This window comes from Arthrobacter sp. PAMC 25486, assembly GCF_000785535.1.
In the GTDB taxonomy this organism is placed as follows: domain Bacteria; phylum Actinomycetota; class Actinomycetes; order Actinomycetales; family Micrococcaceae; genus Specibacter.
The window spans coordinates 1638630-1663560 of sequence record NZ_CP007595.1; the positions used below are offsets into that span (position 1 = coordinate 1638630).

Annotated in this window: 40 protein-coding genes; 38 read left to right on the forward strand and 2 right to left on the reverse strand. The window is 59.1% G+C overall.

Annotated elements, in window-relative coordinates:
- Positions 1–452 precede the first annotated feature (452 nt).
- From art_RS07480 to art_RS07560, 17 genes are all read left to right on the forward strand, one after another.
- Positions 453–1412: a hypothetical protein gene (locus tag art_RS07480; RefSeq protein WP_038463598.1), complete on the forward strand. Its 960-nt coding sequence runs from the start codon at positions 453–455 to the stop codon at positions 1410–1412.
- The gene (locus tag art_RS07485) at positions 1409–1843 is read left to right on the forward strand and encodes a hypothetical protein (protein WP_038463601.1); all 435 of its coding nucleotides are present in this window, start codon (positions 1409–1411) and stop codon (positions 1841–1843) included. The genes art_RS07480 and art_RS07485 overlap by 4 nt, the downstream gene beginning before the upstream one ends.
- A gap of 64 nt (positions 1844–1907) precedes the next feature.
- The gene (locus tag art_RS07490) at positions 1908–2231 is read left to right on the forward strand and encodes a hypothetical protein (RefSeq protein WP_038463604.1); all 324 of its coding nucleotides are present in this window, start codon (positions 1908–1910) and stop codon (positions 2229–2231) included.
- Positions 2232–2251: 20 nt separating this feature from the next.
- Complete coding sequence (locus tag art_RS07495; RefSeq protein WP_038463607.1) at positions 2252–2494, forward strand: glutaredoxin domain-containing protein; 243 nt, start codon at positions 2252–2254, stop codon at positions 2492–2494.
- Positions 2491–3123 carry a DUF3310 domain-containing protein gene (locus tag art_RS22665; protein ID WP_216699588.1) on the forward strand — a complete coding sequence of 211 codons (633 nt, stop codon included), beginning with the start codon at positions 2491–2493 and terminating at the stop codon, positions 3121–3123. The genes art_RS07495 and art_RS22665 overlap by 4 nt, the downstream gene beginning before the upstream one ends.
- 98 nt (positions 3124–3221) lie before the next feature.
- Positions 3222–3611 carry a RusA family crossover junction endodeoxyribonuclease gene (locus art_RS07505; RefSeq protein WP_052136112.1) on the forward strand — a complete coding sequence of 130 codons (390 nt, stop codon included), beginning with the start codon at positions 3222–3224 and terminating at the stop codon, positions 3609–3611.
- On the forward strand, positions 3608–3970 hold the full coding sequence (locus art_RS07510) for a hypothetical protein (protein ID WP_038463609.1): 363 nt from the start codon (positions 3608–3610) through the stop codon (positions 3968–3970). The genes art_RS07505 and art_RS07510 overlap by 4 nt, the downstream gene beginning before the upstream one ends.
- Entirely contained in the window at positions 3967–4167 is a 201-nt protein-coding gene (locus art_RS07515) for a hypothetical protein (protein ID WP_038463612.1), read from the forward strand. The genes art_RS07510 and art_RS07515 overlap by 4 nt, the downstream gene beginning before the upstream one ends.
- Positions 4164–4460, forward strand: a complete 297-nt coding sequence (locus art_RS07520; protein WP_038463615.1) for a hypothetical protein — start codon at positions 4164–4166, stop codon at positions 4458–4460. Before art_RS07515 ends, art_RS07520 begins: the two co-directional genes overlap by 4 nt.
- Positions 4457–4651 carry a hypothetical protein gene (locus art_RS21580; RefSeq protein WP_038463618.1) on the forward strand — a complete coding sequence of 65 codons (195 nt, stop codon included), beginning with the start codon at positions 4457–4459 and terminating at the stop codon, positions 4649–4651. Before art_RS07520 ends, art_RS21580 begins: the two co-directional genes overlap by 4 nt.
- Positions 4648–4908, forward strand: a complete 261-nt coding sequence (locus art_RS22500) for a hypothetical protein (RefSeq protein WP_038463621.1) — start codon at positions 4648–4650, stop codon at positions 4906–4908. The genes art_RS21580 and art_RS22500 overlap by 4 nt, the downstream gene beginning before the upstream one ends.
- A complete protein-coding gene (locus art_RS07535) occupies positions 4905–5117 on the forward strand; it encodes a hypothetical protein (protein ID WP_038463624.1) in 213 nt (70 codons plus the stop codon). The genes art_RS22500 and art_RS07535 overlap by 4 nt, the downstream gene beginning before the upstream one ends.
- A 130-nt stretch (positions 5118–5247) precedes the next feature.
- Positions 5248–5460 carry a hypothetical protein gene (locus tag art_RS07540; RefSeq protein ID WP_038463627.1) on the forward strand — a complete coding sequence of 71 codons (213 nt, stop codon included), beginning with the start codon at positions 5248–5250 and terminating at the stop codon, positions 5458–5460.
- Between the two features lie 214 nt (positions 5461–5674).
- A complete protein-coding gene (locus art_RS07545; protein WP_038463630.1) occupies positions 5675–5881 on the forward strand; it encodes a hypothetical protein in 207 nt (68 codons plus the stop codon).
- Positions 5878–6234: a hypothetical protein gene (locus art_RS07550; RefSeq protein ID WP_157875196.1), complete on the forward strand. Its 357-nt coding sequence runs from the start codon at positions 5878–5880 to the stop codon at positions 6232–6234. The genes art_RS07545 and art_RS07550 overlap by 4 nt, the downstream gene beginning before the upstream one ends.
- A gap of 139 nt (positions 6235–6373) precedes the next feature.
- Entirely contained in the window at positions 6374–6754 is a 381-nt protein-coding gene (locus tag art_RS07555; protein WP_038463636.1) for a hypothetical protein, read from the forward strand.
- Positions 6755–6762: 8 nt separating this feature from the next.
- Positions 6763–7350, forward strand: coding sequence for a hypothetical protein (locus tag art_RS07560; protein WP_038463639.1), 588 nt, complete (start codon positions 6763–6765; stop codon positions 7348–7350).
- Between the two features lie 341 nt (positions 7351–7691).
- Here art_RS07560 and art_RS07565 read toward each other — a convergent pair whose 3' ends face one another.
- Positions 7692–8045 (reverse strand): hypothetical protein, encoded by a 354-nt coding sequence (locus tag art_RS07565; protein ID WP_157875197.1) that lies wholly within the window; start codon positions 8043–8045, stop codon positions 7692–7694.
- A 44-nt stretch (positions 8046–8089) separates the two neighbouring features.
- Between art_RS07565 and art_RS23300 the strand changes: the two genes are divergently transcribed.
- The 19 genes from art_RS23300 to art_RS20935 all read left to right on the forward strand — a co-directional run bounded on the left by art_RS23300 (position 8090) and on the right by art_RS20935 (position 23882).
- Positions 8090–8383: an HNH endonuclease signature motif containing protein gene (locus tag art_RS23300; protein WP_038463642.1), complete on the forward strand. Its 294-nt coding sequence runs from the start codon at positions 8090–8092 to the stop codon at positions 8381–8383.
- 115 nt (positions 8384–8498) lie between these two features.
- Positions 8499–8840 (forward strand): hypothetical protein, encoded by a 342-nt coding sequence (locus art_RS07575; RefSeq protein ID WP_038463646.1) that lies wholly within the window; start codon positions 8499–8501, stop codon positions 8838–8840.
- Between the two features lie 11 nt (positions 8841–8851).
- Positions 8852–9244, forward strand: coding sequence for a hypothetical protein (locus tag art_RS07580; protein ID WP_052136114.1), 393 nt, complete (start codon positions 8852–8854; stop codon positions 9242–9244).
- Positions 9245–9254: 10 nt separating this feature from the next.
- Entirely contained in the window at positions 9255–10760 is a 1506-nt protein-coding gene (locus tag art_RS07585; RefSeq protein WP_038463649.1) for a hypothetical protein, read from the forward strand.
- Positions 10754–12157 (forward strand): phage portal protein, encoded by a 1404-nt coding sequence (locus art_RS07590; protein ID WP_157875198.1) that lies wholly within the window; start codon positions 10754–10756, stop codon positions 12155–12157. Before art_RS07585 ends, art_RS07590 begins: the two co-directional genes overlap by 7 nt.
- Entirely contained in the window at positions 12154–13050 is an 897-nt protein-coding gene (locus art_RS07595) for a hypothetical protein (RefSeq protein WP_038463655.1), read from the forward strand. Before art_RS07590 ends, art_RS07595 begins: the two co-directional genes overlap by 4 nt.
- 441 nt (positions 13051–13491) lie before the next feature.
- Positions 13492–13701 (forward strand): HNH endonuclease, encoded by a 210-nt coding sequence (locus art_RS23305; RefSeq protein ID WP_052136115.1) that lies wholly within the window; start codon positions 13492–13494, stop codon positions 13699–13701.
- A 99-nt stretch (positions 13702–13800) separates the two neighbouring features.
- Entirely contained in the window at positions 13801–14280 is a 480-nt protein-coding gene (locus art_RS07605; RefSeq protein WP_038463658.1) for a hypothetical protein, read from the forward strand.
- Between the two features lie 35 nt (positions 14281–14315).
- Positions 14316–15218, forward strand: a complete 903-nt coding sequence (locus art_RS07610; protein WP_038463661.1) for a phage major capsid protein — start codon at positions 14316–14318, stop codon at positions 15216–15218.
- Between the two features lie 10 nt (positions 15219–15228).
- Positions 15229–15390 (forward strand): hypothetical protein, encoded by a 162-nt coding sequence (locus art_RS22185; RefSeq protein WP_157875200.1) that lies wholly within the window; start codon positions 15229–15231, stop codon positions 15388–15390.
- A 9-nt stretch (positions 15391–15399) separates the two neighbouring features.
- Complete coding sequence (locus tag art_RS07615) at positions 15400–15783, forward strand: Gp19/Gp15/Gp42 family protein (protein ID WP_038463664.1); 384 nt, start codon at positions 15400–15402, stop codon at positions 15781–15783.
- Entirely contained in the window at positions 15780–16118 is a 339-nt protein-coding gene (locus art_RS07620; RefSeq protein WP_038463667.1) for a hypothetical protein, read from the forward strand. The genes art_RS07615 and art_RS07620 overlap by 4 nt, the downstream gene beginning before the upstream one ends.
- 277 nt (positions 16119–16395) lie before the next feature.
- The gene (locus art_RS22190) at positions 16396–16803 is read left to right on the forward strand and encodes a hypothetical protein (protein ID WP_157875201.1); all 408 of its coding nucleotides are present in this window, start codon (positions 16396–16398) and stop codon (positions 16801–16803) included.
- Between the two features lie 70 nt (positions 16804–16873).
- A complete protein-coding gene (locus tag art_RS07630; RefSeq protein WP_052136116.1) occupies positions 16874–17410 on the forward strand; it encodes a hypothetical protein in 537 nt (178 codons plus the stop codon).
- A gap of 91 nt (positions 17411–17501) precedes the next feature.
- Complete coding sequence (locus art_RS07635) at positions 17502–17813, forward strand: hypothetical protein (RefSeq protein ID WP_038463672.1); 312 nt, start codon at positions 17502–17504, stop codon at positions 17811–17813.
- A 514-nt stretch (positions 17814–18327) separates the two neighbouring features.
- Positions 18328–21123, forward strand: a complete 2796-nt coding sequence (locus art_RS07645) for a tape measure protein (protein ID WP_038463678.1) — start codon at positions 18328–18330, stop codon at positions 21121–21123.
- 14 nt (positions 21124–21137) lie between these two features.
- Entirely contained in the window at positions 21138–21920 is a 783-nt protein-coding gene (locus art_RS07650; protein ID WP_038463680.1) for a hypothetical protein, read from the forward strand.
- A gap of 8 nt (positions 21921–21928) precedes the next feature.
- The gene (locus art_RS07655) at positions 21929–23044 is read left to right on the forward strand and encodes a hypothetical protein (protein ID WP_038463683.1); all 1116 of its coding nucleotides are present in this window, start codon (positions 21929–21931) and stop codon (positions 23042–23044) included.
- A 1-nt stretch (position 23045) separates the two neighbouring features.
- Complete coding sequence (locus tag art_RS20935; protein WP_052136117.1) at positions 23046–23882, forward strand: hypothetical protein; 837 nt, start codon at positions 23046–23048, stop codon at positions 23880–23882.
- Position 23883: 1 nt separating this feature from the next.
- On the opposite strand, the gene art_RS07665 is transcribed toward art_RS20935, so the two are convergent.
- Positions 23884–24156, reverse strand: a complete 273-nt coding sequence (locus tag art_RS07665) for a hypothetical protein (protein WP_157875202.1) — start codon at positions 24154–24156, stop codon at positions 23884–23886.
- 43 nt (positions 24157–24199) lie between these two features.
- Here art_RS07665 and art_RS22195 point away from each other — a divergent pair, with 43 nt between their 5' ends.
- Together art_RS22195 and art_RS07670 are read left to right on the forward strand one after the other, a co-directional pair.
- A complete protein-coding gene (locus tag art_RS22195; protein ID WP_157875203.1) occupies positions 24200–24370 on the forward strand; it encodes a hypothetical protein in 171 nt (56 codons plus the stop codon).
- 68 nt (positions 24371–24438) lie between these two features.
- A complete protein-coding gene (locus art_RS07670) occupies positions 24439–24930 on the forward strand; it encodes a hypothetical protein (protein WP_038463689.1) in 492 nt (163 codons plus the stop codon).
- The last annotated feature ends 1 nt before the right edge of the window (position 24931 follow it).

Below are 24931 nucleotides of genomic sequence, written 5' to 3' on the forward strand. Positions count from 1 at the left end.
TTGTGTTGCCACTCCTGCCGCGGTCCGCTCGGCCTGTGTGTCAAGCGTGACTGTGCCCATCACATCAAGAAGCAGGCCACAGAAGACCGTGATGACCGCAGCCTGCGCCTCTACCATGACCCGACCAGCCGCCAAGCCATCAACAACGTGACCCGCCGCCGTAGGACTCGTGGGAGGCGGCGGTGAGCGGGTACGCGCATGGCGAGTCGCGTGCCCGTGCTGCCGAAGTGATCGTGTCGAACTCCCGAGTCGAAGCGGCAGGCATCATCACCCAATCCGAACACCAAGCAGCCGCAATCATCCGACGTGCACATAACCACGCCAACCGCATCGAAAACAGTGCACGGGAGTATGCAGCCTCACTTGCGCCTGATCGGGCTAAGGCTGACCCAAGCCTGTACCAAACACTCATGCAAGAACGATACGGAAAACCCAAGAAAGGAGGCTGACTCTTGGCACGCGACAGAGCGAACATCAACACGAATATCTGGACGGACACGCACTGGCGACAACTAACACGTGATCAGCAGTGGCTGTACAAGCTGATCCTGACTCACCCGGAGCTGTCCTATGCCGGAGTGTCCGATTGGCGCCCTGGTCGTCTCATGCAGTTCTCTGCTGGCACGTCACGGCAGGAGATCGAGCGAATCGGCGCTGAGCTACAGGCTGAGCGGTTCATCCTCATTGATGAGGACACGGAAGAAGTTCTGATCCGGTCCTTCCTGCGCCATGACGGGATCTTGAAGCAGCCGAAATTGACCGTATCAATGGTGAACGCTTACGCCGCGGTGGCTTCAAATAATATCCGCGAAGTGATTGTTTATGAGCTCGCCCGGTTGCATAAAGAGGCGCCGGAAACTAAAGCTTTTGAGAATCCTAAGGTGCTTGCTCTATTGAAGCATCCGGCCCGCCCGATGGAGGACTTTACCCAAGGGTTTACCCCTAGCTTTACCCTTGACGTTACCCCTGCCTTTACCCCAAAGCTGAGTCAAGCCCAGGCCCTGCCTACTACTACAGCTACTACTACAGCTACATACCCCCTTACGGGGGTATCCGCTTCTGGCGAGGTTGAGCGTGAAGCTGGCAGGACCGGGACACGCATCCCCAAAGGATTCGCAGCGACCGCGCAGATGATCGCCTGGGCTTTGGAAAATACCCCCAATATCAATTGGCAATCTTCTACCAAGAAATTCAAAGCCCACTACAACAGTGCTGCCGGTCCAGCCCAATTCAAAACTGATTGGGAATCTGCATGGCAGTCATGGCTGCTCGGTGATCAAGAGCGCGCCGAAACCCGCCCGCAGCAATTCAAGACCGCAGCGGAACGGAAGCTTGACGCGGGCGCCGCCATGCATGCCAAGTACTCGGCCATCGAAGAACAAAACCAACTCGCCCTCGAAGGAGGACCATGAACCTGCCCGACACTGTCGCGTTTCTGACCTGGCTTTCCCAGCATGACGCACGCATCCAAGTCACGGATGCTGAGGTGGAGATCTGGCAATACACGCTATCCGTCATCCCGACGCAGAACGTCAAGGATGCTGCGTTGGAGTTTTACCGGATCAGTGATGACAAGAAGCCCTCACCAAACGCGATTCGGAAGATTGCTTATGAGATCCGGGACCGGGCCGCTGCGAAACAGTCCGCACTCACGGCCGGTCCCACGGTGGTGAACCCGAATGGTTTCAAGCAGTCGGACCCGGACCGGTGGGAAATGCTCGTCAGTCAAGGCGCCGAGGAACACCGGCAGAAACTCCGGGCACGCGGCATCACGCCCCACAACGAAACTTGCCCCAGCCATCGGGCCGACCCGCAACGGTCGGCCTTTTCCATGCCCAACTAGACCCAACCGAACCACCCGAGGCCCTAGCACTTGCTGGGGCCTCCACTATTTCCACGGAGGAAACATGAGCCAATTACGCGCAGGCCTACAAGCCGCCATCGACAGGCCCGGAGCAATTACCAAAAAGGAGATCCGGGCGATCTTGTTTGAAAATCCAGACACCAGCCCAAGCCCGTCACCCGTCGATGCGGCGGCCAAAGTTCTGGACTTCATCAACGAGCGATCTGGATATGTGCACGCAGCCCGACAGGGAGGCGTGGGCAGCTACGACTACGCCCGCTGGCAGGGGCACATGGAGGCTCGCCGCCAACTCGCCCATTCACTTGGCCACACCGTCCCGTACGAACCAAACGACCGCACCCAACCCATCGAAGGAGCCGCCAAGTGACCGCCCCGACTCAGCCCACGATGTTCAGCAAGCCCAACGCCAAACCTGCCTGTGTGCAGTGCAATGCGACTGACCGGTGGCTTGGCAAGCGCGGCGTGAGCCTGCCAGTCGTGGACATGGAAGCCGATCCTGCCGCGTTGGAGTTCGCGCTCAGCCTCGGCTACCAACAAGCGCCCGTGATGTGGATCGACGCAGACACGCACTGGTCAGGATTCAACCCGATCGAACTGGACAAACACTTCCCCAAGGAGATCCCAGCATGAGCAAGTTCAAAGTAGGCGACCACGTACGGGTGACTGATCCCAAGTCCTACGTGTCCGATCAGGTTGGTGTGATCTGCCGCCTGCACAGTGGGGATCATTCCCGGTGGATCGTAGATTTCAATGGCGCGTTGTGGGGATGCGTTGAGTCGACGCTCACCCTCGCTGATCCTGATGTGCACACGGTCCTGGACCAGATGGACGCGGAAAGTGCGCCCGCTGCGTTCAAGGTTGGCGAGCGAGTCATGGTTCGCGGTCACGTTGGAAGTTACGGCGGACGGTTCGGCATGATTCATGGACGAGAGGTTGACAGCACGACCCAATGGCTCGTTCGGCTTGATGGAAATCCGGTCACGATGCCATTCTCGGGGGAAGAGCTGACCAGCCCTCACATGCCCTCCGCTCCGTTCGACAACGATCTGGAACCTGACCCGGTGAGCGCGCCGAGCCATTACCGAAGCCACCCGTCCGGCATCGAGACAATCACCATCACGAAGCATGAGTCATTCTTGCGCGGCAACGTGTTGAAGTACGTGTTGCGCGCACCGTACAAGGGCAGCGAGATCGAGGACCTGAAAAAGGCGGCCCAATACCTGCAATGGGAAATTGACCGAGCCGAGGCCGCACAGTGACCCCGCCATTAAAGCCCGGTGACGTCACCAGCGCGTCCGGAGAGGCTGAGTGGGGAGATGTTAGCCCCGATACAAACCAGCCCGTTAAATCGCCTCCTGTGGACTTCACCTTCCACGTCAACGGAACCGCAGCACCCCAAGGTTCCAAGAAACATGTTGGCAAAGGCGTCCTAGTCGAGATGTCAAAGAACCTCCCAGCCTGGCGCAAAGCAGTCAAAGACGCGGCAATGCGCACATGGAACCGTCCAGCACTTGACGCCCCCGTGAGCGTGCAAGTCACCTTCCGCATCAACAAGCCGCCCACCACCAAATTCCGGGACTACCCAGCAGGACCAGCGGACCTCGACAAGCTCCTGAGATCCACCGGTGATGCGCTAGAGCAAGCCGGATTACTCACCAATGACAGCCGCATAGTCCACTGGGACGCCGCCAAAGTATGGGGCCCAGCAGGCGCAACCATCACCATCACAGAAATGAGAGCGACATGACCCACACCCCAACCCCCGAAGCAATCGGAGCTATCCAAGCCGCAGCGCGAGTGAACGCCTATCTCGCTGACTTTGCTGCGAAGTATGGTTGCGCTGCCGGATTTGTTGACTCAGTGAACGTGAACCAGTCGAACGGCCTCTACGCCGACGATCTGGCGCGACTCACGGCATTCGTAACAGCCATCCCGCTCATCGCCGCACAAGCATTGCGTGACGCTGCGGACGCATTCGACTACGCCGCATGGGACTTCACCGCCGACGGAATGGACAAAGAAGTGGGCAACAACATTGATTGCGTAGGTGTGCCCATCGAATGGCTCCGTGCCCGTGCCGCAACCATCGAATGGAAAAGCGAATGAGCAAGTGGCTGCACTCACGCAAGGGCTTGATCGAAGGCGAGATCGTCGCCGAGGACGCGATCTGGACACAGATCCAACTCAAGGGCGATCAGAACCTACTCTCAGCCAAACCGGGAGCAAGGTTGCCATTCCAAGACGGCGAGATCCTGACCGTTCGGACGGACTTCCTCAAGCTGATACCCGAGGTGACCCCGTGACGGCCCCGGACATGGTGAGCATCATCGCGGCGGCGATTGCTGACAACAGTGTCGTGATCCACGAGCATCCCGAGTACGGCGAACTGACAGCATCCACACTTACGCCCGACGAGATGGCCCGTGCTGTGCTGGCCGCGCTGGGTGAAGCCGGGGCGGTCGAATGGGGCGTGCAGCTCAGTGACAGCTTCATGGAAAACCATCACGGCTCTCGGCGTGGGGCTGAGGAAGAGGCCCAGGAAACATGCTCGCATGTCATAACGCGTGTAACCCTCCCGTGGGAGCGTGTCGAATGAGCGCGGAGTATGTGCGCCGCTGCTACGGCGTATCAGCCAAGCGAGGGATGCGCGTAACCGTTGAAGGGCGCCCCGGGGTGATCGTCTCATTCCCCGGCCAGTACATCGGCGTCCGCTTCGACGGCGAAAAGATCACCTCACGATGCCACCCCACATGGGAAGTCGAATACGAACCGAAAGAGAAGCCATGACCACGAACCCGCTTGACGAGATCCAGGCACGGCATCGGCAGGAGGATGCGTGGCTTTCTGGGGACGCTTGCCGCAGACCATCCGAAATGCACAAAGACCGCGCCAAACTACTGGCCGCAGTGAAGGCTGTGGAGGCGGTGCATGTGCCGAACAGTGACGGTGACTGCTCAGGGTGCCGCGACAACTGCCTGTACTGCGAAGGTGACCACGACTGGCCCTGCCCGACGATCACTACGATCCGGGAGGCGCTGGGATGAGCCGCGATAAAGCGCCCGACAACATGCCGACGGAAACCATCCGTCGGTACATCGACACAGCAAGGCGCGAGCGGGACGAATGGGCCGCACAGGCCTCCCGGCTTCGTGAGCGGACTGCCGTAGCCGATAGCGCACATGCCAACTACTCAGCAGACGTGGCCGAGTACCGAGAGTGGTTGGTCAACAGAGAATTGGAGGCGCTGGGATGACCGCGACTGTGATGGTGACGAACCCGCCCCCACCAGCCCAACTCCCGCCACTACCCGGGCCCGGTGACGTGCAGCTTGGATGGGTGCCCGTCACGCCACGCAGAAAACGAACCAGGAGAAGGAAACGAACATGAGCCGAGAATCAGACAACGACCACGCGCACGCCTACCGATTGGTAGTGACCGGGAAATTCCGGCCCACCTACCACGGCCCCTACGCCACAATCGGGGCAGCCAAAGCCAAGAGGACGAGGCTGCGCAACGAGGCCGAGCGATACAACCAACTGCCGAATGAATACCGGATCGAGTGCACATCCGGCACGTGGGAACCGGCAGCAGAATGAGCGACCAACATTTTCCGTTGTGCCCCTGCGGTCGCTGTCAGCAGATCCGTGCCGCACGACCAGACCCACCCGTGCCACTCGCCTACCTGCCATGTTGCGGCGCCACCGTGAAGCTCACCCGCGGCAGACCCGGCCAATACGGCGGATTCGAAAAACACTCAGCTCACTGCGAACACGCAGGGGCTTTTCTTTTGCCCGAAACCAAGGAGACGACATGAAGAAGACCCTCGCCACACTCGCCATCATCGCTGTGCTTGCGCTCACCGGATGCGACGTCGGAAAGCCAGACGAGACAACCGGCGCCAAAACAAACATCGAAGAACGCCACGTCACGCTCAATGACGGACGGGAAATCACCTGCCTCCGCTACAAATCCGGATATGCGGGCGGACTCTCCTGCGACTGGGCCGGCGCCAAATGACGAACCAGCTATTCCGGGACCTGCTGGAGGGGCGGATACCGATGCCAGCCAAGCCCAAGGATGCCCTAATTCCGTTTGACCATCACGCATTCAATAGGGCCGTAACCGACGTTGCCAAGGTTTCCGGCTGGCCCTACCAGTACGCGGCAGATCTGCTTATGCGCTTCGTCAAAGACTGCCCGGACGTTGGCCACGTGCACATGTCCATCGGCGGCGACTGGGATACCAAACCCAACCCGCCCACCGACCCACGCGCCCGTGCACTCTGGGCCAAGGAACAGCGCGGCAACGGACCCGCCGTGGAGTCGCTGCGGGTGCGTGGACGGAACAACCGATACAAGGAGAAGTTTTGAGTACTGTGCCAGCAGGAACCGAATGGACCGGCAAAGGATGCCCACTACCCACCGACAAATACGACATCCTCACCAGCGAACACATGAACAGCTGCCCCATCTGCGGCCCGCGAATAGGCGCAAAGTACAAGGAGAAGTTTTGAGAGCCCTCCAAATCATCGCGCTAATCGCTGCAACCTTGGCGCTGCCCGCCGTCATTATGGCCGGGCTCGCCGGAAGACATGACGCCTACCCCGCCGCATATGGATTCATGAGCATGGCATTCGTCCTGTCCGGAATCTCCGGAGCCTGCCAAACAATCCGAAACATGCGGGCCAACAAAAGCGGGCAGCGGACCGCCAAGACCACCCGCAAAAGCCCCGAACCCATCGGCCACATCGAATGCTACTGCGGCGACAAAATGCCCATCTACGGCGACGTGGAAATCACGGGCGAACCCGGCGCGCAAATAGCCACCGTCAGCGTAGACACATCAGCGCTATGGCTCCACTCATTCCAAAAACACCCTGACGCACACTAGGAGGAAGCTTGACCTGCACCACGAGCGACTGCAACCAGCCCACGGACCTCTACCTGTGCAACCAATGCGTGTCCGACCTGCAAGCATCCATTGAGTACGCGCACCGGCTCCTGCCTGACCTTGACGTGACCATTGCCAGGCTCGATGTCACACGGCCCGGGAACCCAGAAACACGGACCACCAACGTCGCCGGATCCGCGGCACCGGCGAACATGGACGCACTGCAGTTGAAACTCAACATGGAAGCCGTCACCCAAACCGCAGCTGAGTACGCCCACGACCCCCGAGTCGCAGGCATGGCATGGCTCTTAGGTGAATGGTGCAAGAAAGCCGAGGTGCTGATTAGTGGACCCGAAGCAGAAACACCACGGGACACGGCCGAGATCAGACAACGAATGATCCGGGAAGTACCCGACAGCCTCACCGTGCCAAAGCTGCTCCACTGGCTCACCGTCACCCACGGAATCAAACTCCACCCAGCACGCATCTGGAAATGGGCAGAACGCGGACACATCACCCGCACCAACGAGAAAGGCCACGCAACCTACTCACCTGCCGCCGTACTCGCACACCTCCGGCACGGGGCAAGTAATTAACTTGCACGTGCTTCCAAAATAGAATATCCTGACACTTGTGCGGCAGAAGTCTCACAACCCAAGGATCGGCTCACAAAGCTGGTCCTTATTTTTATGCCCAAAACTCCACAGACTGGGCAGGCAGGGGTGCCGAGTATGTCTCCACCGGATCACGACCGGAGCATCCCACGAGTGGCGCAACCCCCAGTGCGCAATGCCGCTCATCATCCGGCACTCACAGATGATGCACACTTCCCGCGCCGCCGACACACTATTGCGCAGCAATGCAGCGGCCGAGCGCGGGGCTTAGCTACCCAGCGTGACGGCTGGTCAAGACCGTCACAACGCTGACCAGGCTGGCACTAACTTGCTATGCGGGCCTGAGTGTTGACCTTCATCGCGAAGTCACGCGCCTTAGCCTGGCCTCCACGATCAACCTCAACCTGCCAAGCGAAGTCCGGCCCCTCAATCAGCAAGAACGACCCGCCGCCAGACTTCTTCGGAATGGCGAACGCGAAGATGCCGACCGCAACAAGGCGAGTCAAAGTCACACGCTGAGACAAAGCCTCCCCCGAATCCACAACGGCAGTCACCCCAGCAAGACCCCGAGCGTCCTTCCTGAGCCCACCCCCTACCTTCTCAATGCCCCCCTTCCTCAAAATGAAGTCCCCATACATTGCCACAGGGGCCTTAGCGGCCCACTCCTTTAGTCCCATGGAGGCGACTCTACTTGAACGGCAAGACAACCGGGCGGTGAACAATGGCATCCTCCCGCACAGGAACAACAGCATGGAAGAAAGTTCGCGCACAAGCACTAAGACGCGACGAGCACAACGGCGTAACACAATGCCGATACTGCTGGTGTCAGCTCGACTACAAGGTAGGGCTCAGACCCAACAGTGCCGAACCTGACCACATCCTCGCGCACTCACTCGGCGGACAAGACGTACTCGAAAACCTGATCACAATTTGCCGTCGCTGCAATCAATCAAAAGGCGACAATCAAGCCCCAAAGACGGCATACAAGCCCGTAAAAACCTCGCGACGATGGTAACCACCCCGGCGCTGGATGAAGCGCGCAGAGGATAGGCCGGGACACCCCCTTGCCCCACGTACGGGAGCACCCCTGGCTTAGCGAAAAATATCCCCCCGAGCAGTCAGGAGCCCACGTGAGCATTAAAGAGCACTCAATTACCGCCATGGCGGCAGCGCTTGAAGGGTCTCATGTGGCGTTCTTTGGCGCCACACATGACGATGCCCGCGCAGCGTTCAAGGCTGCTGATGCGTTAGCTCCGGATGGTTGCGAGATCCGGAGAACGAATGGCAATGAGTCAATCAGGACTCGCGCTGGTGGTTCGATACATTTCCTGAGTATCAGATCCAAAGGAGGCCGCGGGATGGCATTAGACCGCGTGTATGTTCCGGCGGCGTTGGCAGACGAGGATGTGGCGCTTGAAATTGAGGCGTGCCTTGCGACGTCGCAGAATCCAATGTTCATCGGTTACCTATAGGAGGCCACCTAATGGATGTCCCCGCTGGTCTTGGTGTGCGCGGATCGGCTCTTTGGTCCTCGATGGCTACTGCTGATGTGCCGCGGAATGCCTTGGTTCTTGAGGCTTCGCGGCTGGCTGATCGACTGGACGAATTGGACAGCATCATTCAGGGCAAGGGCGTTTTGAATCTGATGCAGTTCCGTCTGGATGACATTGACTATGACTCACAAGAGATGTCAGTAACCGTATCGTTTGCCTCCCCGCTTGCTGAGGCTCGTCAGCAGGCTACGGCGTTGGCTGGGATCTTGACGAAGCTCGCACCGGCTGAGGCATCGGCCAAGCCAGTCCGGCAATCGGTGCCGGCTGATCTTCCTTCGAATGTTTCCCCTCTGCAGAAGTTGCAAAGCAAGCTGAACGGGTAGGTGATGTGGCGTGCTGGTCGGTTCTCAGATTGCACGCTTCAACACGGCACCTTCCCCTCGCGGCTACAGCTTGGCTCATGCTGAGCAGGCACTTGAGTTCGCGGCTGGTTACAACTTCAACGCGGATCCTTGGCAGGCTGCGGTTGTTCAGGCGTGGATGCGTCAGAGCCGCGATGGTTCGTGGTGCGCTTCTACGTGGGGCGTGTCTGTTGCTCGTCAGAATGGCAAGAATGGTGCGCTTGAGATTGTCGAGCTGTATTGCATGGTGGCGTTGGGCCTAAAGATCCTGCACACCTCGCACTTGCTTGGTTCGGCGCGCAAGGCGTTCAAGCGTCTGATGCATTTCTTTGGCACGAAGGTTGATGACCCGCACGCAAAGTTTCCGGAGCTCAATGCTCTGGTGATTGAGATCCGCAAGACGAACGGGCAGGAGGCTATCGAGCTGCGTAATGGCGGCTTGATTGAGCTTGGCGCTCGAACGTCTGGCGCTGGCCGTGGTTCCTCGTTCGACATCCTTGTGGTGGACGAGGCGCAGGAGTTTGAGGAAGACGAGCAGGAAGCGCTCGAGCCAACAACTTCTGCGGCGCCTGGTGGTGACCCGGTGGTAATTTACATGGGCACCCCGCCTGCTGACATTTCGGAGCGTGGCGAACCGTTTGTGCGTGTCCGCAATGCTGCGATCACGGGTGCTGATAAGCGTTCGGCATGGGTTGAGCATTCGGCCTCTGGTGACGTGGACAAGATGGATGATGCGGCGCTTCGGGTGTTCACTGCTGATCGTCAGAATTGGGCGGCTGGTAATCCGGCGCTCGGTGGGCGTATCAAGGTGCGCACGGTCGAGGGTGAACAGTTCAGGTATTCGCCGCGGTCCTTTGCCCGTGAGCGCTTGAACATGTGGCCAACACCTTCCGCTGCCGGCAAGTCTGCGATTGACTCCGCGACGTGGTCGGATCTTGCAATCGAGAATCCACCTGAGGATTGGCCGCTCGCTGCTATCGGCCTCGACATGAATCACGAGCGTACGCGGGTGACGATTGGTGTTGCTGCGTTTGCGCCGGATGGTATTCACCTTGAGCTTGCGGAGGACGCGCCTTTCACAGAGAACGGAACTGACGCGCTTGTGGAGTGGATTGTGAAGCGCGCCGGCCGACGTATCCCGGTGGTGCTGGATGCGTTTAGCCCGATCCGCTCGATTGAGCCCGAGCTGCGCAAGCGGAAGTGCCTTGTGCGTGTCCTGTCTGCCTCTGAGCTGTCTCAGGCGTGCGGCGGTCTCCATGACGCTGCGATGCGTGACGGTTCGGTTACTCACTTTGCCCAAGAGGCGCTAGATAAGTCATTGGATGGTGCCGTGAAGCAGAAGTTTGGCGACGGCGGCGCATGGAAGTGGAACCGCAAGAACTTGGAAGTTGATCTGACGCCGACAATGGCGGCTACGTGTGCCCACTTTGGTGCCGTGAAGTTTGGCAAGAGGCGTGAGCCTGGGGAACGCAGGAAAGCGAAGGTGTCGATTTGTTGATTCAGTCCAGCACGGCACTGACCGCTGAGGAACTGTTTGTTCTGACGAAGTTAATGAACGTGTGGCGGGCGAAGGTTCCCCGCAATGTCATGCGGGATATCTACTTCGAGGGCAAGCAAGCATTCAAGGACTTCGGTGTTGCGATCCCGCCCCAGATCTTGAACAAGATTGACCCGGTCCTCGGATGGGTCGAAACGGGCGTTCGGGCATTGACTGACCGGTCGAAGCTTGAGGGGTTCGTTTCTGCTGATTCAAAGGACGATGATCCGTTCGGCGTGAATGATCTGATTTATCAGAATTCATTCATGCGCATTTTCCCTCAGGCCACATTGTCGTCTGCAATTCATTCGTGCGCGTTCCTGACGGTGGATGATTCCATTGGGGAGCTGCGCGTCCGGGCCCGTTCTGCTGATATGTCGGCGGCGATTTGGGACTTTGAACGGCACGAGGTGGGCGCCTACTTGGCGATCACGAAGCTGCGCGATGGCATCCCGGTTGAGATGATGATGCACCTGCACGAGGCCGTTGTGCGCATTGAGGTTTCGGCGACGACTGGCAAGATCACGATCGACCGGTTCCGCAATCCATTGGGCCGCGTGTCTGTTGCCCCGTTGCCGCTCAAGCCGTCGTTGAAGCGTCCATTTGGGCACTCTAGGATCTCGCGTGCGGCGATCTCATTCACTGACTCGGGCCTGCGTACCATTGTGCGCTCTGAGGTGCAGGGCGAGGCGTTCGCTGGCCCGCAGTACTGGTTGCTTGGCTCGGATGCGGAAGCGTTCGCGGGTAACAACCGGTTCAAGGCTGTCATGGGTCGTGTGTTCGGCTTGGAGCAGGGCGAGGATGACGACAGGCTTCCGGATGTGAAGCGGTTCGAGGGTGCGTCTCCCGAGGCGCATATCTCCCACTTGCGCATGTGGGCAACATTGTTTGCTGGCGATCAGGGCCTGTCCGTTTCGAGCCTTGGCGTTGTGCAGGATAATCCGTCGTCGGCCGAGGCTATTTATGCGGCCAAGGAAGATCTGATCACGAACACGAAGAACGCCAATGACTCGTGGGGTGCTGGAGCTGAGACCGCCATGCGCATGGCGGTTGAGTGGCGTGACGGTGTTTTGCCGGATGCCATGAAAACGTTGTCTGCGAACTTCACGAGTCCCGAGACGGTTTCGCCTGGTTCGCGTGCCGATGCGTTTAGCAAGTTGTCGGCTTCGGTTCCTGGTTTTGCCGAGTCTGAGGTTGGGCTTGAGTATGGCGGGTTGTCTCGTGAGCAGATTGTGCGGTTCCAGGCTGAGCGGCGCCGGTCGAGCGTGTCTGATTTGGTTGCTGGTATTGCTGGCAGGTTGGATGCTCAGGCGTTGGCTGACACGCAGGCGGCTCGGGGCGCTGGGAATGTCCAGTGATCCCGCTGGCTACGGTGCAGGGCTTGTCAACGACGCTGGGCGCGTTGTCTGGTGCGGCGTTGGCTGACCTGCAGGCGCTTGTTGCTGCTGTTGAGGGGATGGAGCCGGAGAAGTCCAAGAGGATCCTGTTCGAGGCGTTCCCGGACATCTTCGACCCCTACGCCGCAACGGTGTCGGATGTGTCCGCGACGTTCTACGAAGAGATCCGGGCGCTGTCGGGCGTTAAGGCAACGTTCGACGCGCAGACGATCAAGACCGTTCCGCCGAAGCGCTGGAATGCTCTTGTTGGTTTCGGCACGGCGCCGGCATCGTTTGAGCAGTCCGCGGGTGCGCTCATGTTTCAAGTCCTCTCTGGTGGTCTAACGAAGATCCTCACTGAGATGTCGGCGGACACGATTGTTGGCAACGCGCAGCAGGAGGACGTGCTTGTTGGTTATCAGCGGGTACCTTCGCCTGGCTGCTGTGCGTTCTGTGGCCTTCTGGCGTCCCGCGGAGTATCCGGCGGCGGCGGGCTGCAGGTCATGGGCCGCGGCGTTCCTGTGGAGCAGACGCGGGGCAAGCGTGGCGGGCAAGGCAAGGGTATTCGCCCCCGTGGCACTCGCGCTATCGGCCAAGACTTTCATGACTTCTGCAAGTGCTCATCGGTGCCTGTATTTGAGAGCAATTACGTGCAGATGCAAGAGGACGCTGACAAGTACTACGACTCGTACCGCGACTCTGCCGACAAGGTCAATGATGGGCTCGTTCTGGAATCGACCACGACGACGCTCAAAGATGGCACGCAGAAGAACCAGTATGCGTGGGTTGATTCGGCGTCTGGTGCGCCGAAGTCATCCAAGCAGCAAACGAAGATGATCCTCGCTGCTATGCGGCAGGATCTCGGCGTCAAATAACGTCCGAATGCGCCAAATTCTGGTAGAATGGGAGTACTCCGCAAGGTGGGTTTCACGTCGGTAATCTAGTCCGAGACGACACGGGCATTCTAATTATTTAGGGTTGCCTTGTCGTCCTGTGAAGTTACTAATTGCCACCGAAAAATTGAGAAGAAAACTCTTTGCGGAGCCCATTACCAGAGGCTGATAAAGCACGGTGATGTTCGTGCGGATGTTCCAATCGTCAACGTCCTTCCTCCCGGCGCCTGTACCGCGGATGGTTGCCCGAAACCAAGGCTTGCCAAAGGCGTGTGCGCATCCCACTATTGGCGGCTTCGAAAATACGGCACTCTTGACCTGCCAGAAAAAGAGCCGTCAGAGCCTACTACGTGGGTAACCCAATACGGTTACCGAGTCGTGTATCTTCCGGACAATCCGATGGCCAATAGTGCTGGCGCCGTAATGGAGCACCGGCTGGTCATGTCAGGGCACATCGGGCGACCGCTCCTTGACCATGAGAATGTCCATCATGTGAATGGTGACCGGCTTGATAATCAGATCGGCAACCTTGAGCTCTGGTCGAAGTCGCAACCTGCCGGGCAGCGCGTAGAGGACAAAGTCAAATGGGCCCTCGAGATTCTAGGCACATATAGCCCCGAGATGCTCGCCTAAATAATTCTTCCCGCCACTAGATGGCGGGGTATGCCCGCATGGGCTCTTTTATCAAAATACCGATGCCGCATGGCTAGGGCAACCCGCATGGGAGAACCAATGAGTGACGAAACTGCCGCAATCGAAGTTGCCGCGAACGAGACTGACGTTGACTGGAAGGCTCAGGCGCGGAAGTGGGAAACGCGAGCGAAGGACAACCTTGTATCCGCCAAGTCCAACGAGGAAGCCGCACGGCGACTGAATGAGTTGGAAGCGGAGAAGCTGACGGAAACGCAGCGACTGCAGTCCCAGCTTGACGCAGCTACAGCAACATCGACCGAGACGCAGCGTGAGAATGCGCGGCTCAAGGTGATCGCGGACGAGGGTATCCCGAAGAAGTACCACGGGCTCGTTCATGGCAGCACTCCCGAGGCGCTGGCAGAGTCCGCGGCGGCAGTGAAGGAGCTCATCGGTTCCGCACAGGAGCGACCGGGCAACAAGGTGTCATACGTGAACCTTGACGGCGACGGTTCGGAAACCCTGGCCCTGAACGGTGACGGCATCGAGCTGGCACTGAAAAACGCTTTGGGTATCAGCTAACTAGCTGGTCCTACCTACTCTTTTAGGAGCATCACATGGCGCAGACCGCCGCAACAAAGACCAGTGAGTTTGCTGGCTTTCTCAAGCCCGAACTGGCTGAGGACTACTTCAAGCAGGCTGCACGTCAGTCTGTTGTCCAGTCCCTGACTCGCCGCATCCCGCTGGGCATCAATGGCCAGGAGATCCCTTACGTTACCTCCAAGCCCACCGCGGGCTGGGTTGCTGAGGCTGGCCAGAAGCCGTCCACGTCCGGAGGCATCGCGCTCAAGACCATCTCGCCGAAGAAGATCGCGGCTATCACCGTGGTTTCGGCCGAAGTGGTTCGAGCCAATCCGGGCAACTACGTGAATATGTTTCGTGACCAGATCGCGGAGGCATTCGCCATCGCGTTCGACGCCGCGACCTTGCACGGCACGAACACCCCGTTCGGCGCCGGCAACTTCATTGACGCCACGACCAAGGCAATCGAGCTGGGCACCGCACTGCCCGCCGCTGGCGGAACGTACGCCGACCTGAACGGCGCCCTCAAGCTGCTTGTCGATGACAAGAAGAAGCTGACCGGCTGGGCGTTCGATGACGTGGCTGAGCCGACCTTGAACGCCGCGGTTGACTTGCAGGGGCGCCCGTTGTTCGTGGACGCCGTCTATGAGGACTCCGCACTGTCCGGTGGTCGCTTGCTGCGCCGCCCGTCGTTCTACGCTCAGGACGTCGGCACCGCGGCTGGCATCGTCGGCTATGGCGGCGACTGGTCCAAGGCCGTCTGGGGTGCTGTCGGCGGCATCTCCTACGACGTTTCGACGCAGGCAACGGTCACTCTCAACGGTGAGCTGGTGTCGCTGTGGGAGAACAACCTGGTCGCGGTCCGCGCCGAGGCTGAATACGGCTGGATGGTTGACGACGTCGAAAGCTTCGTGAAGCTGACGGACGCCGTCGCCTAAGGTGCCTCGCTTGAAGCATCCGGCATCGGGACTGGTGGTGCACTGCGGGGACGACCTCGCGGCGCGCTACCAGTCCCAGGGCTGGGTTGATGCTGACGCTGATACCCAGCATGTCGAGGCGGCACCGGAAAAGCCTCAGCCCGTTAAGCGCGGACGAACCAAGAAGTCCTAAGGGGGATCTGTGGAACCGTTCGCAACCCTGCAGGACCTTGAAGTGTCTTGGCCAGCGATCAATGAATCTCAGCGTGAGGATGCCCCGCAGAAGCTTGTTGAAGCATCGCTGATCATTAGGGCCCTGAAACCTGATATTGATGCGCTGATCCTCGTTGAGCTCATGGACCCGGACCTGCCGAAAATGGTTGTCTGCGGGATGGTGAAGCGTGCACTGAAAACACCTGATGCTGGTGAGGGTATTGGCACTCAGCAGCAGACGGCGGGCCCGTTCAGCCAGTCATTCACCTACACCAACCCGGACGGCAATCTGTACCTGTCGAAGCTCGACAAGCGGATTCTGGGCATTGGTGCGGCGCAGGCTTTCACGGTTGATCTTATGGGAGACTCGTGAGTTTCCCGAACGCTGAGGTCATCCCGGTTAGCCGTTATGCGGAGACTGGCGAGGTTGACCGTTATGGCGATCCTGTCAGTTCGTGGATCGACGCAGCACCGATCCGCGCCGGCGTTTCGGATAAGGCTACCGAGATCCAGTTTTCGCCCGGTCGGATGGAAATGGATTTCGACTATGCCCTGTATTTGGAGCCTGACCAAACGGTCCTACCCGCGGATCTCCTGACCGTTCGCGGGCAGTCCTGCAAAGTCGTGAAGCCGCATTTTGAGTGGCAAGGGCTGTTCACTAACTGGCAGCCGGGCGCAACCGTCTACGTGAAGGCTGAGGTGGGTTGATGGCAAGGGCTCGTTTTGAGTTGAATCGTGCGGGGTTGGGCGAGTTTTTGACGTCTGCCCCGGTGGCTGCGGCATTGCAGTCGAAGGCTGACCGTGTGGTTGCTGCGGGCGGTGGAAAGTTGGTGGCTGAGGCTGGGGTCAGTTCTGGCGGCGGTGCTGTTCCGGCGCGTGCTCGTGTGCGTGTTGGTTATCCGGAGAGTGTGCCATCGCCTAAGGCTTTGCGTGATGAGGCTAAGCGTGGGACGTTGGCGCGGGCTCTTGCGGCTGGTGGTGACTGATGGCGGTTGTGTGGCCTGATATTGAGGCTTTGCTTATCTCTGCTGCTAAGCCACTGTTTGCGGCCCGGACTGAGCCTTATGCGGCTGGTGTTCACGTCTCCAACAAGATGCCGACACTGCCGAATGGTACGCCGATTCGCAAGGATCGCATGGTGATTATCCGTGATGATTCAGGCAACCAGCTCGATGTTGTGCGTGACCTTGTCCGGGTGGGTGTCCAGTTTTGGGGGCCGACTCGTGAGGACGCGAAGGACCTTGCCGAGCTTGGGCGAGCGTTATTCAATTCCATGGCTGGCACGGGGCCTATCAAGAAGATCAAATGCACTCTGCGGCCCGTGTTTGTCGAGGATGCGCAACCGTTCTTCTACGCGACTTTTGAGCTGATCGTCAAGGGTCGAAACCTGTAACCCCTGCGCACTAAACCTTCCGAGCCTATGGGCTCTTTTTTATTGCCTGCGGGCAGATAGGAATCACATCATGGCTGACCCCATTGCGCCCGAACTGGACGCGCAGAACACTCGTGTTGGCGTTACCGGCGCCGTCTATGTTGGCGAGTCCGGAGCAACCGCCCCCACATCCGCAACAGCCGCTGTCACCGGGCATAAGGGCCTTGGGTACATCAACGAGGACGGTGTTGAGGAAACCCTTGACCGTTCCGTTGACAAGCTCAAGGCGTGGCAGAACGCGGCTGTTGTCCGCACTGTTGTGACCGAGGCCGCCCTGTCGTACAAGTTCATCATGATCGAGGAAACGGCTGACACGGTTGGCCTGTTCTACTCGACCACTGTTGACACTGCGACGGGCAAGGTTGTTATCGACCCCGGCGCCACGTCCGGCCCGCTCCCGTTTGTTATCGACGTCATTGACGGCACGGACGTTATCCGTGCCGTGTTCACTGGCGAGGTTGGCGAGACCGAGGCGATCACCTACGCATCCGGTGAGCTGATCGGCTACGGCGTGACCGTGAACGTTATCGGCAAGGTCACGAAGTACTACACCTCGCTGATCGAGTAATCAAGAATCCCTTGCCCGGTGGCGCGCAGGCTACCGGGCAAGGGGCACCACCAACTGCGCATAACACCCAAAAACTTTTTAGGAGATTGACATGGCTGCGCCCAAGCAACCCCAAGACCGCAAACTCAAAGCCGCTGAGGCAGACGCGCTCAAGGCCCCGTTCGAATATGTTGGAGCAGATGGTGAGACTAAGACTCTCCCGTTCTTCTCACCTACCGCTGCAGGCCTGACCTCTGGCGACTTGCGGAAGAACCGCAACAACGAGCTTGAGCTTCTATACATCATCATTGAGGCTTTGGCTGATGATGCCCAACTGGAGTCGTTGGATGCTCTTAGCGTGGAGCGCTTTGGCGAAGTCACGCGGGACTGGCAGGAAGCGACCGGTGCTGAACTCCCCAAATAATCGCGCTTCTCGACGCGGCTAATGAGCACTTGGAGGCGTTCGAGTATGACTGGCGGGTTCGTTTCCATCGGTCATTCTCGGACGTTCTCACGGGGCTCATGTCGTTTCGGGAAGCGTGGAATTTGGTGGGGATCCTGGCCAGTGATCCGTCGTCGCAGATTGGTGCGGCAATGGCGGGCTGGGATGGGCCAAAGTCCGCTGAGTGGTTGATCCTCGCGGACTTGTACGACCTGCAGCACATGTCGAAGGCGAAGCGTAATCCGAAGCCTTACCCGCGCCCGAAGTCGAAGAAGGCGCCAACTAAACGGGTTGGCAAGACGCAGCTGGCAACGGCGGACGCTATAAAACTTCTGCAGTCGATTAGCCCACTGCGTAAGGCGGGCCCATATCGCGGGCCCGATGGGCGGTTCGCTAAGCGCCCTGCCTAAATGCTGCACCCACCCATGCGGTGGGTGCAGCACACAAATTTCATAGCGACCTCTGCGCGGCGCACTACACACCTTAGGGGGTCCGAATGGCGGAAGTCGGGACACTGTACGCGACCTTGAGCGTTTCCGCTCGTGGCATCTCGCAGCAGATCAGTAACCAGATGGGCCAAGCAGGTTCCGCTGGTGGGGCTGCGGCACAGCGCGGGTTCCTGTCCAATACGGTCGGCCTTGTAGGCAAAACAGTTGGTATCGCTGCTGGGGCTGTTGGCGTCATTGGCGGGATCATTGGTGGGCTCGCGGTCAAGGGCGGCATCTCTAAGGCCTTGGCTATCGAGGATGCACAAGCGAAGCTAACGGGCTTGGGGCACTCTACTGAGAACGTGCAAACCATCATGGACAATGCACTTGCCTCCGTGAAGGGTACTGCCTTTGGGCTTGGCGAGGCTGCTGGCGTGTCTGCTGGTGCTGTTGCTGCTGGCATTGCGCCCGGCAAGGAACTTACCCGCGTCCTGAAGCTGACGGCTGACGCAGCGACCATTGCGGGAACTGACATGGGCTCCATGGGATCCATCTTCAACAAGGTCGCCGCATCGGGCAAGTTGCAGGGCGATGTGATCGCGCAGCTGCAGGATGCTGGCGTGCCGGTGCTTCAGTTCGTCGCCAAGGAGATGGGTGTAACGGCTGGCGAGGCATCAAAGATGGCCTCCGCTGGCAAGGTTGATTTTGAGACGTTCGCAAATGCAATGGAGAAGGGTCTTGGCGGGGCGGCGCTCAAGTCTGGCGACACCACACGCGGTGCATTTGCCAACATGAAGGCAAGCTTCTCTAACTTCGGCATGGTCTTGACTGGCTGGTTTATGCCGCTCATGAAGAACGTGTTTGGCGCTGTCAACAAGGGGATGGATGCGCTGACTAGCATCCTGAAACCATTCTCCACGGCGTTCGGTGAAGCGTTCCAAGCTAAGGCCGGCCCGATCATTGACGGATTCGCGGGCAAGCTCGCATCCGGATCGAAGGAGGCTGCTAGTTCAATCAGCGCCCTGGTGTTCGGGTTCGAGTCTGGCGCCGATGGGATTACCTCATCTGGCTTCAATGGCGTCCTTGAGGGCGTCGGCTGGAAGTTGCGGGGTGCCGCTGACGAGGTGAAGGGCGGTTTAACAGCATTCGGCGCAGCATTCAAGGATGGTGGCACCGACATCACTTCGAGTGGCTTTGCTGGGGTGCTGGAAACTTTGGGCCTTGTCTTCGGTAACCTCTGGGACGCAATCGGACCCACTGTGACCAACCTTGGGCCCAAGCTACTTACTCTTGCCACGTCGTTCTCACCGTTGCTGATCATCCTCGACGCGCTATTGCCGGTCCTGCCTGGGCTGTCCCTTGCTTTGGGCTCCCTGGCTGTCGTGGTCGGTGACATGCTGGCTGGCGCCATGGAGTTCTTGGCCCCCATTATCGAAACTGTCCTTGGCGGCTTGGCCGTGTTCCTGTCAAACCTGACTAGCACGGAGGCTGGGGCCACTGCATTGGCAACGGGTATTGGTGTGCTTGTGGGCGGCATCGTCGCCTACAAACTGGTCATGGGGACCATTGCTGCCGTGACCAAGGGATGGGCTATTGCTCAGGGCATCTTGAACGCTGTCATGGCGATCAACCCTATATTCCTGATCATCGCCGCCATTGCTTTACTCGTGGCTGGAATCGTTCTGCTGGTCATGAACTGGGACACGGTCATCGGCTTCTTCAAGGGTGCTTGGGATGGTTTCGTGGGCTGGTTCACCGGCATCATGGACGGTTTCCTTGGCTGGTGGGGCGGCGTCTGGGATGGGTTCCTAGGATTCGTTACCCCGATCTGGGATCGCATCGTGAGTATCTTTCAGGTGGCATGGGCTGTGATCGTGACCGTCGTGACGACGTACATCAACATCGTCCTGACAGTCATTCAGGCAGTGTGGGAAACGATAAAGGTCGTTTTCTCCACCGCGTGGGAAGTAATCAAGACGATCATCGCTACGGCCCTGTCGATCATCATCGCCGTTTTTACTGGCAACTTTGATCAGATCGTTGTTCTGCTCGCGTCTGCGTGGCTGAAAATCACGGGGCTGTTTTCTGGCGCGTTCACTGCCATTGGCGTGATCGTGGCAGGCGCTTGGGAGAGCATCAAGGGCCTTTTCTTTGGCGCTGTAACAGGCATCGTGGATCTCTTGTCAGGCGCTTGGACGTCGATCACAACGACGGCAACCACCGTATGGGAGTCCATCATCGGATTCTTCCAGTCCATCCCGGGCCGGATCGTCAACGCCATCATCAGTTTGGCTACTCTCTACGTCCAGTTCGGGCAGTGGATTGGTGAGATGAAGGACGCGGCGATCGGCAAGTTCACTGAACTCGTCGTTTGGGTTATCACCTTGCCGGGCCAGATCGTGTCCGCCCTCGGCAACACTGGGGCGCTTCTTGTCGATGCTGGTAAAAACATCCTGACCGGCTTCCTTTCCGGCCTCACGGCTGGGTTCGAAAAGGTCAAGGGTTTCGTTGGTGGCATCGGTAAATGGATCGCTGACAACAAGGGTCCGAAGCCGTATGACCTCGCGCTCCTTGTGCCTGCTGGTGGTTGGATCATGACCGGTTTGGATAAGGGTTTGCAGGCGGGTATTCCGTCGATCAAGTCCACGTTGGGTGATGTGTCGGCAACAATCCAGTCCGGCGTGAATGTGCCAGCAGCGCCCGAGTTTGCCGGGTCTGCTGCCGGTTCAAGTTCTGGTGCTGGTGCGGGTGGTGGCCTCAATTTCTCTGGGGCTACGTTCTCTGCGCTCGATCCGGAAGGGCTTGCGCGGAAGGTTGAGGACAGGGTGCTGCACAGGCTACGGAATGCGGGGGTGACGGCTTGAGTCATGGAAGCGTGATGCTTGACGGCCTTGAGCTGAACGGCATGAACCGGTACGGCGAGTGCATTGTCACGGATCTTGTTGGGTGGCGGGGGCGTCCTGGTGTGAAAAGCCAGGACGTGTCCGCACCCAACAGTGACGGTGACGTTGATCTGCCGGCGCATAACGCGGCACGGAACGTCACTATTTCTGGGACTCTTATTCCATCGCAACCGGCGCAGTTGCAGGAGTTCTTGGATCGTCTTGGCGGGCTGCTGCAGGGCGATGGGACGGTGGCGGGTGACCAGTTGGCGGGTGGTCGGTTGCAGGTTGGCTGGCATCATTCCACGCGCTGGGCCCCGGTGAAATGGGACGGCGAGTTGCAGGATGACTATGCGGGCCAGGGCGACGATATGCGGCTGAACTTCACGATCCCGTTGAAGTCTCCGCGTCCTCAGAAGTTTGGGGATGTGCAGAAAGTTGTCATCCCGGCATCGACGTCGTACACGGATATTTTCCATCGTGGGAACACGGTGGCGTATCCGGTGGTGGTTGTCTCTGGCAGTGCGCCCGGTGGTTACACGATGCGTACTCCTGGGGGGACGACGTACCAAGTGACGCGCCCGCTGGTGTCTGGTACGCCGCACACCATTGATATGCGCACTGGCCGGCTGATGGTTGGGAATCAGTTTGTGGCCGGGCAGGTGACCTATTCCGGGATTTTCAGGGTGTGGCAGGGTCGGTCAATTTCCGTGCGCATCCAGCCGCTCACGACGGGTTCACCGGTCATGACTGTCTCCACTTTTGACACCTACATTTAGGAGGCGCTTTGCTTCAAAATGAGCGCGTCTATGTGGTGGATACGATCACGGGGCAGAAGATGGCTGAGCTTGCGGTCACGGACTTCTCGTACAAGCGGGTCATCAACGGCATGGGCCCTGGGTCCGCAACGGTGCGTAGGGGTGACTCGCGGAACCATGGCTTGAACGTCCGCTTCTACACGAAGCCGTTGCGGTACATGCTCGTGTATGAGGCGAACTTCAAGCCGGTGTATGCGGGGATTATCACGCGCCGAAAGTACGTGAAGGCTACGGGTGAACTTGCTCTTGAGCTGAAAGATGTGTGGTGGATTCTTGGTAAGCGTATGGCCGTTGAGCATGGGACGAACGCTGCTGCGGAAACGATCCTCACATGGTCCGGCCTGTCGCTGGGGACGATCATCAAGAAGCTGATTCAGGAGGCTGTGTGGCCGGCGCGTCCTTGGTATGCGCTGCCCATTGTTTTCCCTGCCGATGTTTCTGGTGTTCATTCGCGGAAGTATTACGGGTACAACTTCGCGACTATTGCGGACGCTATCAGTGATCTTATGGCGACGAGTGGTGGTCCGAACGTTGATTTTGTGCCGTCGTGGTCTGGTGAGTTTCTACGCCTGACACTGCGCACGGGATCCTTGGGCGGGAACGTGTGGGAGTACAACCTAGACGCCCCGGACCCTGGCATTTACGACGTCGCTGCGACTGAGGATGCGGAGTCGATCACGACCAACGCTTACAGCTTGGGTGAGGGTAGCGAGAAGAACATGCTGGTCCGGTCCCACCCTGACTTGTCCGGCTCGTTGCCTGCCATTGAGAAGACCGAATCGCATAAGGACATCTCCGTTGCCACCCAATTGGATGCTTTGGCGCAGGAGCGTATCCGCACCCAGGCTGTTCCTACCGAGCAGTTTGAGGCGTCAATCCGCAAGGACGGCGAACCGGGCCCGAATGGGGAGCAGGTCATCGGGTTGCCGACGGTGGACCAGCTGCGGCTTGGCGACACCATTTTGACGCTCAACGACACGGACGAATTCCTGCCGACCGGCGCAACAAGCCACCAGATCATCGAGTTCTCAGGTTCCATGGGTGACCCGATGGTGACTCTTCAATTCCAGCCGACAGGGGCGTGAGATGGCGAATATCAACAACCTGAACACACCGAGTGTTCCGAAGCTGGAGCGGCGGGTGAGCCAAGTTGAGTCCGGCGCCCCAATGAACAACGCTGGCGTCGGCCGGTCAGGGTTCGAGGTGTATGACCAGGGCACGATCAACGTGAGTAACGGCAACATCATTGGCGCTGGTACGTTCAGCTGGCAGGGATCATTTAGCCAAGCCGGAAACACCACGTTCAGTGGCTCAACAACCCTGGCCGGGCCTACAGGCGTCACGGGCTCGCTCACGGTGCAAGGCTCTACGGACGTTACTGGACCGTTCACAGTCACTGGGCCGACCCAGCTCAACGGTGTGACTGATGTTGGCGGCGCGTTCACCGTCACGGGGGTAACGAAGCTCGGCGGCGACACGGATATCACGGGCAAGCTGAACGTCACCAATGACACCAAGCTTGGCGGCAACACCACAGTGTCCGGAAAGCTGGACGTCACCGGCGCCATGGCCACCAAAGGCACGCTGTCCGTGGAAGGCGTAACCACGCTCAAAGCCGACCTCAACGTGACCACGGGCGGAAAGATCACCGCGGGTGCCGTGTCAATTGACCCTAGCTACCTGTCGGGTTCTGTTCGTTTCACCAACGGCACGTCCCTGTCGGCAACTCCGAACGGGATCCAGATAGCCACATCTGGCGGCGGCGCTGTCGTTGCCGGTAGCTCATCAGCAAGTGTTGGCATAGCGGGCGGCGGCGAAGTGATAGCGACCGGCTCGGGGGTATTCATGAACGGCATTCCGACAACTACTCAAGCCGCGAATCTCTACATGGACGCGAGCGGGCGAATTTACGTCAAGTCTTAGGCTAAGGCGTTTTGCAGACCGTGGACAATGCCGCTTCCCCGGCCACCGCAAGCCGCTCACCGTTGGCGTCACGCAGGTCTTGGGTGGTGAACCCGTCCGCGTAGTGTTCACAGATCTGCTTTGCCATCTCATCAAGGTCTGCGTCAGGCATGTTCGCATATGTCGTTGCGGACTGCTTGATGGCCTCCCTGAACTGGGCTTGCTCATCTGCGGGAGACCCGCATGCCGTGAGTGCCAGCAACCCAATGGCGAGTATTCCCCCAAGTTTTCTCATGCCCGGAGTCTACCGGACACCACCCACACGATAGGAGCCCGCCTTGGACGCTGACGAACAGATTTTCCACGAGCACATCCACGCCGCCAACCGCAGTGACGTTGACTCGCTGCGGTGGGAGCTACTGCAGGAGCAGGCACGCGGCACGGTCAAGGACGCCCGGATTTCCGAGCTGACCGCACTGCTCGAAACCGCGACTGACCCGGGCGAATAGTCCACCCCATTTCTTTCTAGCCATCACGGTTCACGTGGTGGCTTTCTACTCCCTGAAAGGGGGCAGGCATGGCGCTTGTAACTGGCAACCTCAAAGACCTGCTAGGACGCAACTACGCATCCCGCCAAGGAGAGATTCACTTCATCCCTAGCGGGCCGGGCATCCGATACACAGGGAATCCGGGGCAGATCATGCCGACTTCCGAGGGTGCGGCGACGATTGAGCCCAATGGTGATTTCAGTGCGGACTTGGCGGACACCTCAACGTTCCTAAATGACATGTGGTACACGATTCGGATTCGCTGGCAGGACGTTGGTGCGGGTGCGGCGCTGGCCGATTTCCCGGACTGGCAGGTGCGTGTCACCGGGCCTGGCTCCATCGTGGACATGATCTCCTTCGGCCCAGCCTACGGCGGCGGCGGCGGTGGCAGTATCCCGAATCGAAAGGTTTGGTGGGTCGGTTTGAGCGCACCACCCAACCGCTCCTTCCTCTGGCTCCACACCAACCCTGACAACACCGACGACCCGGCGAACACGGGCGACGTCCGAGAATGGAGGTAAC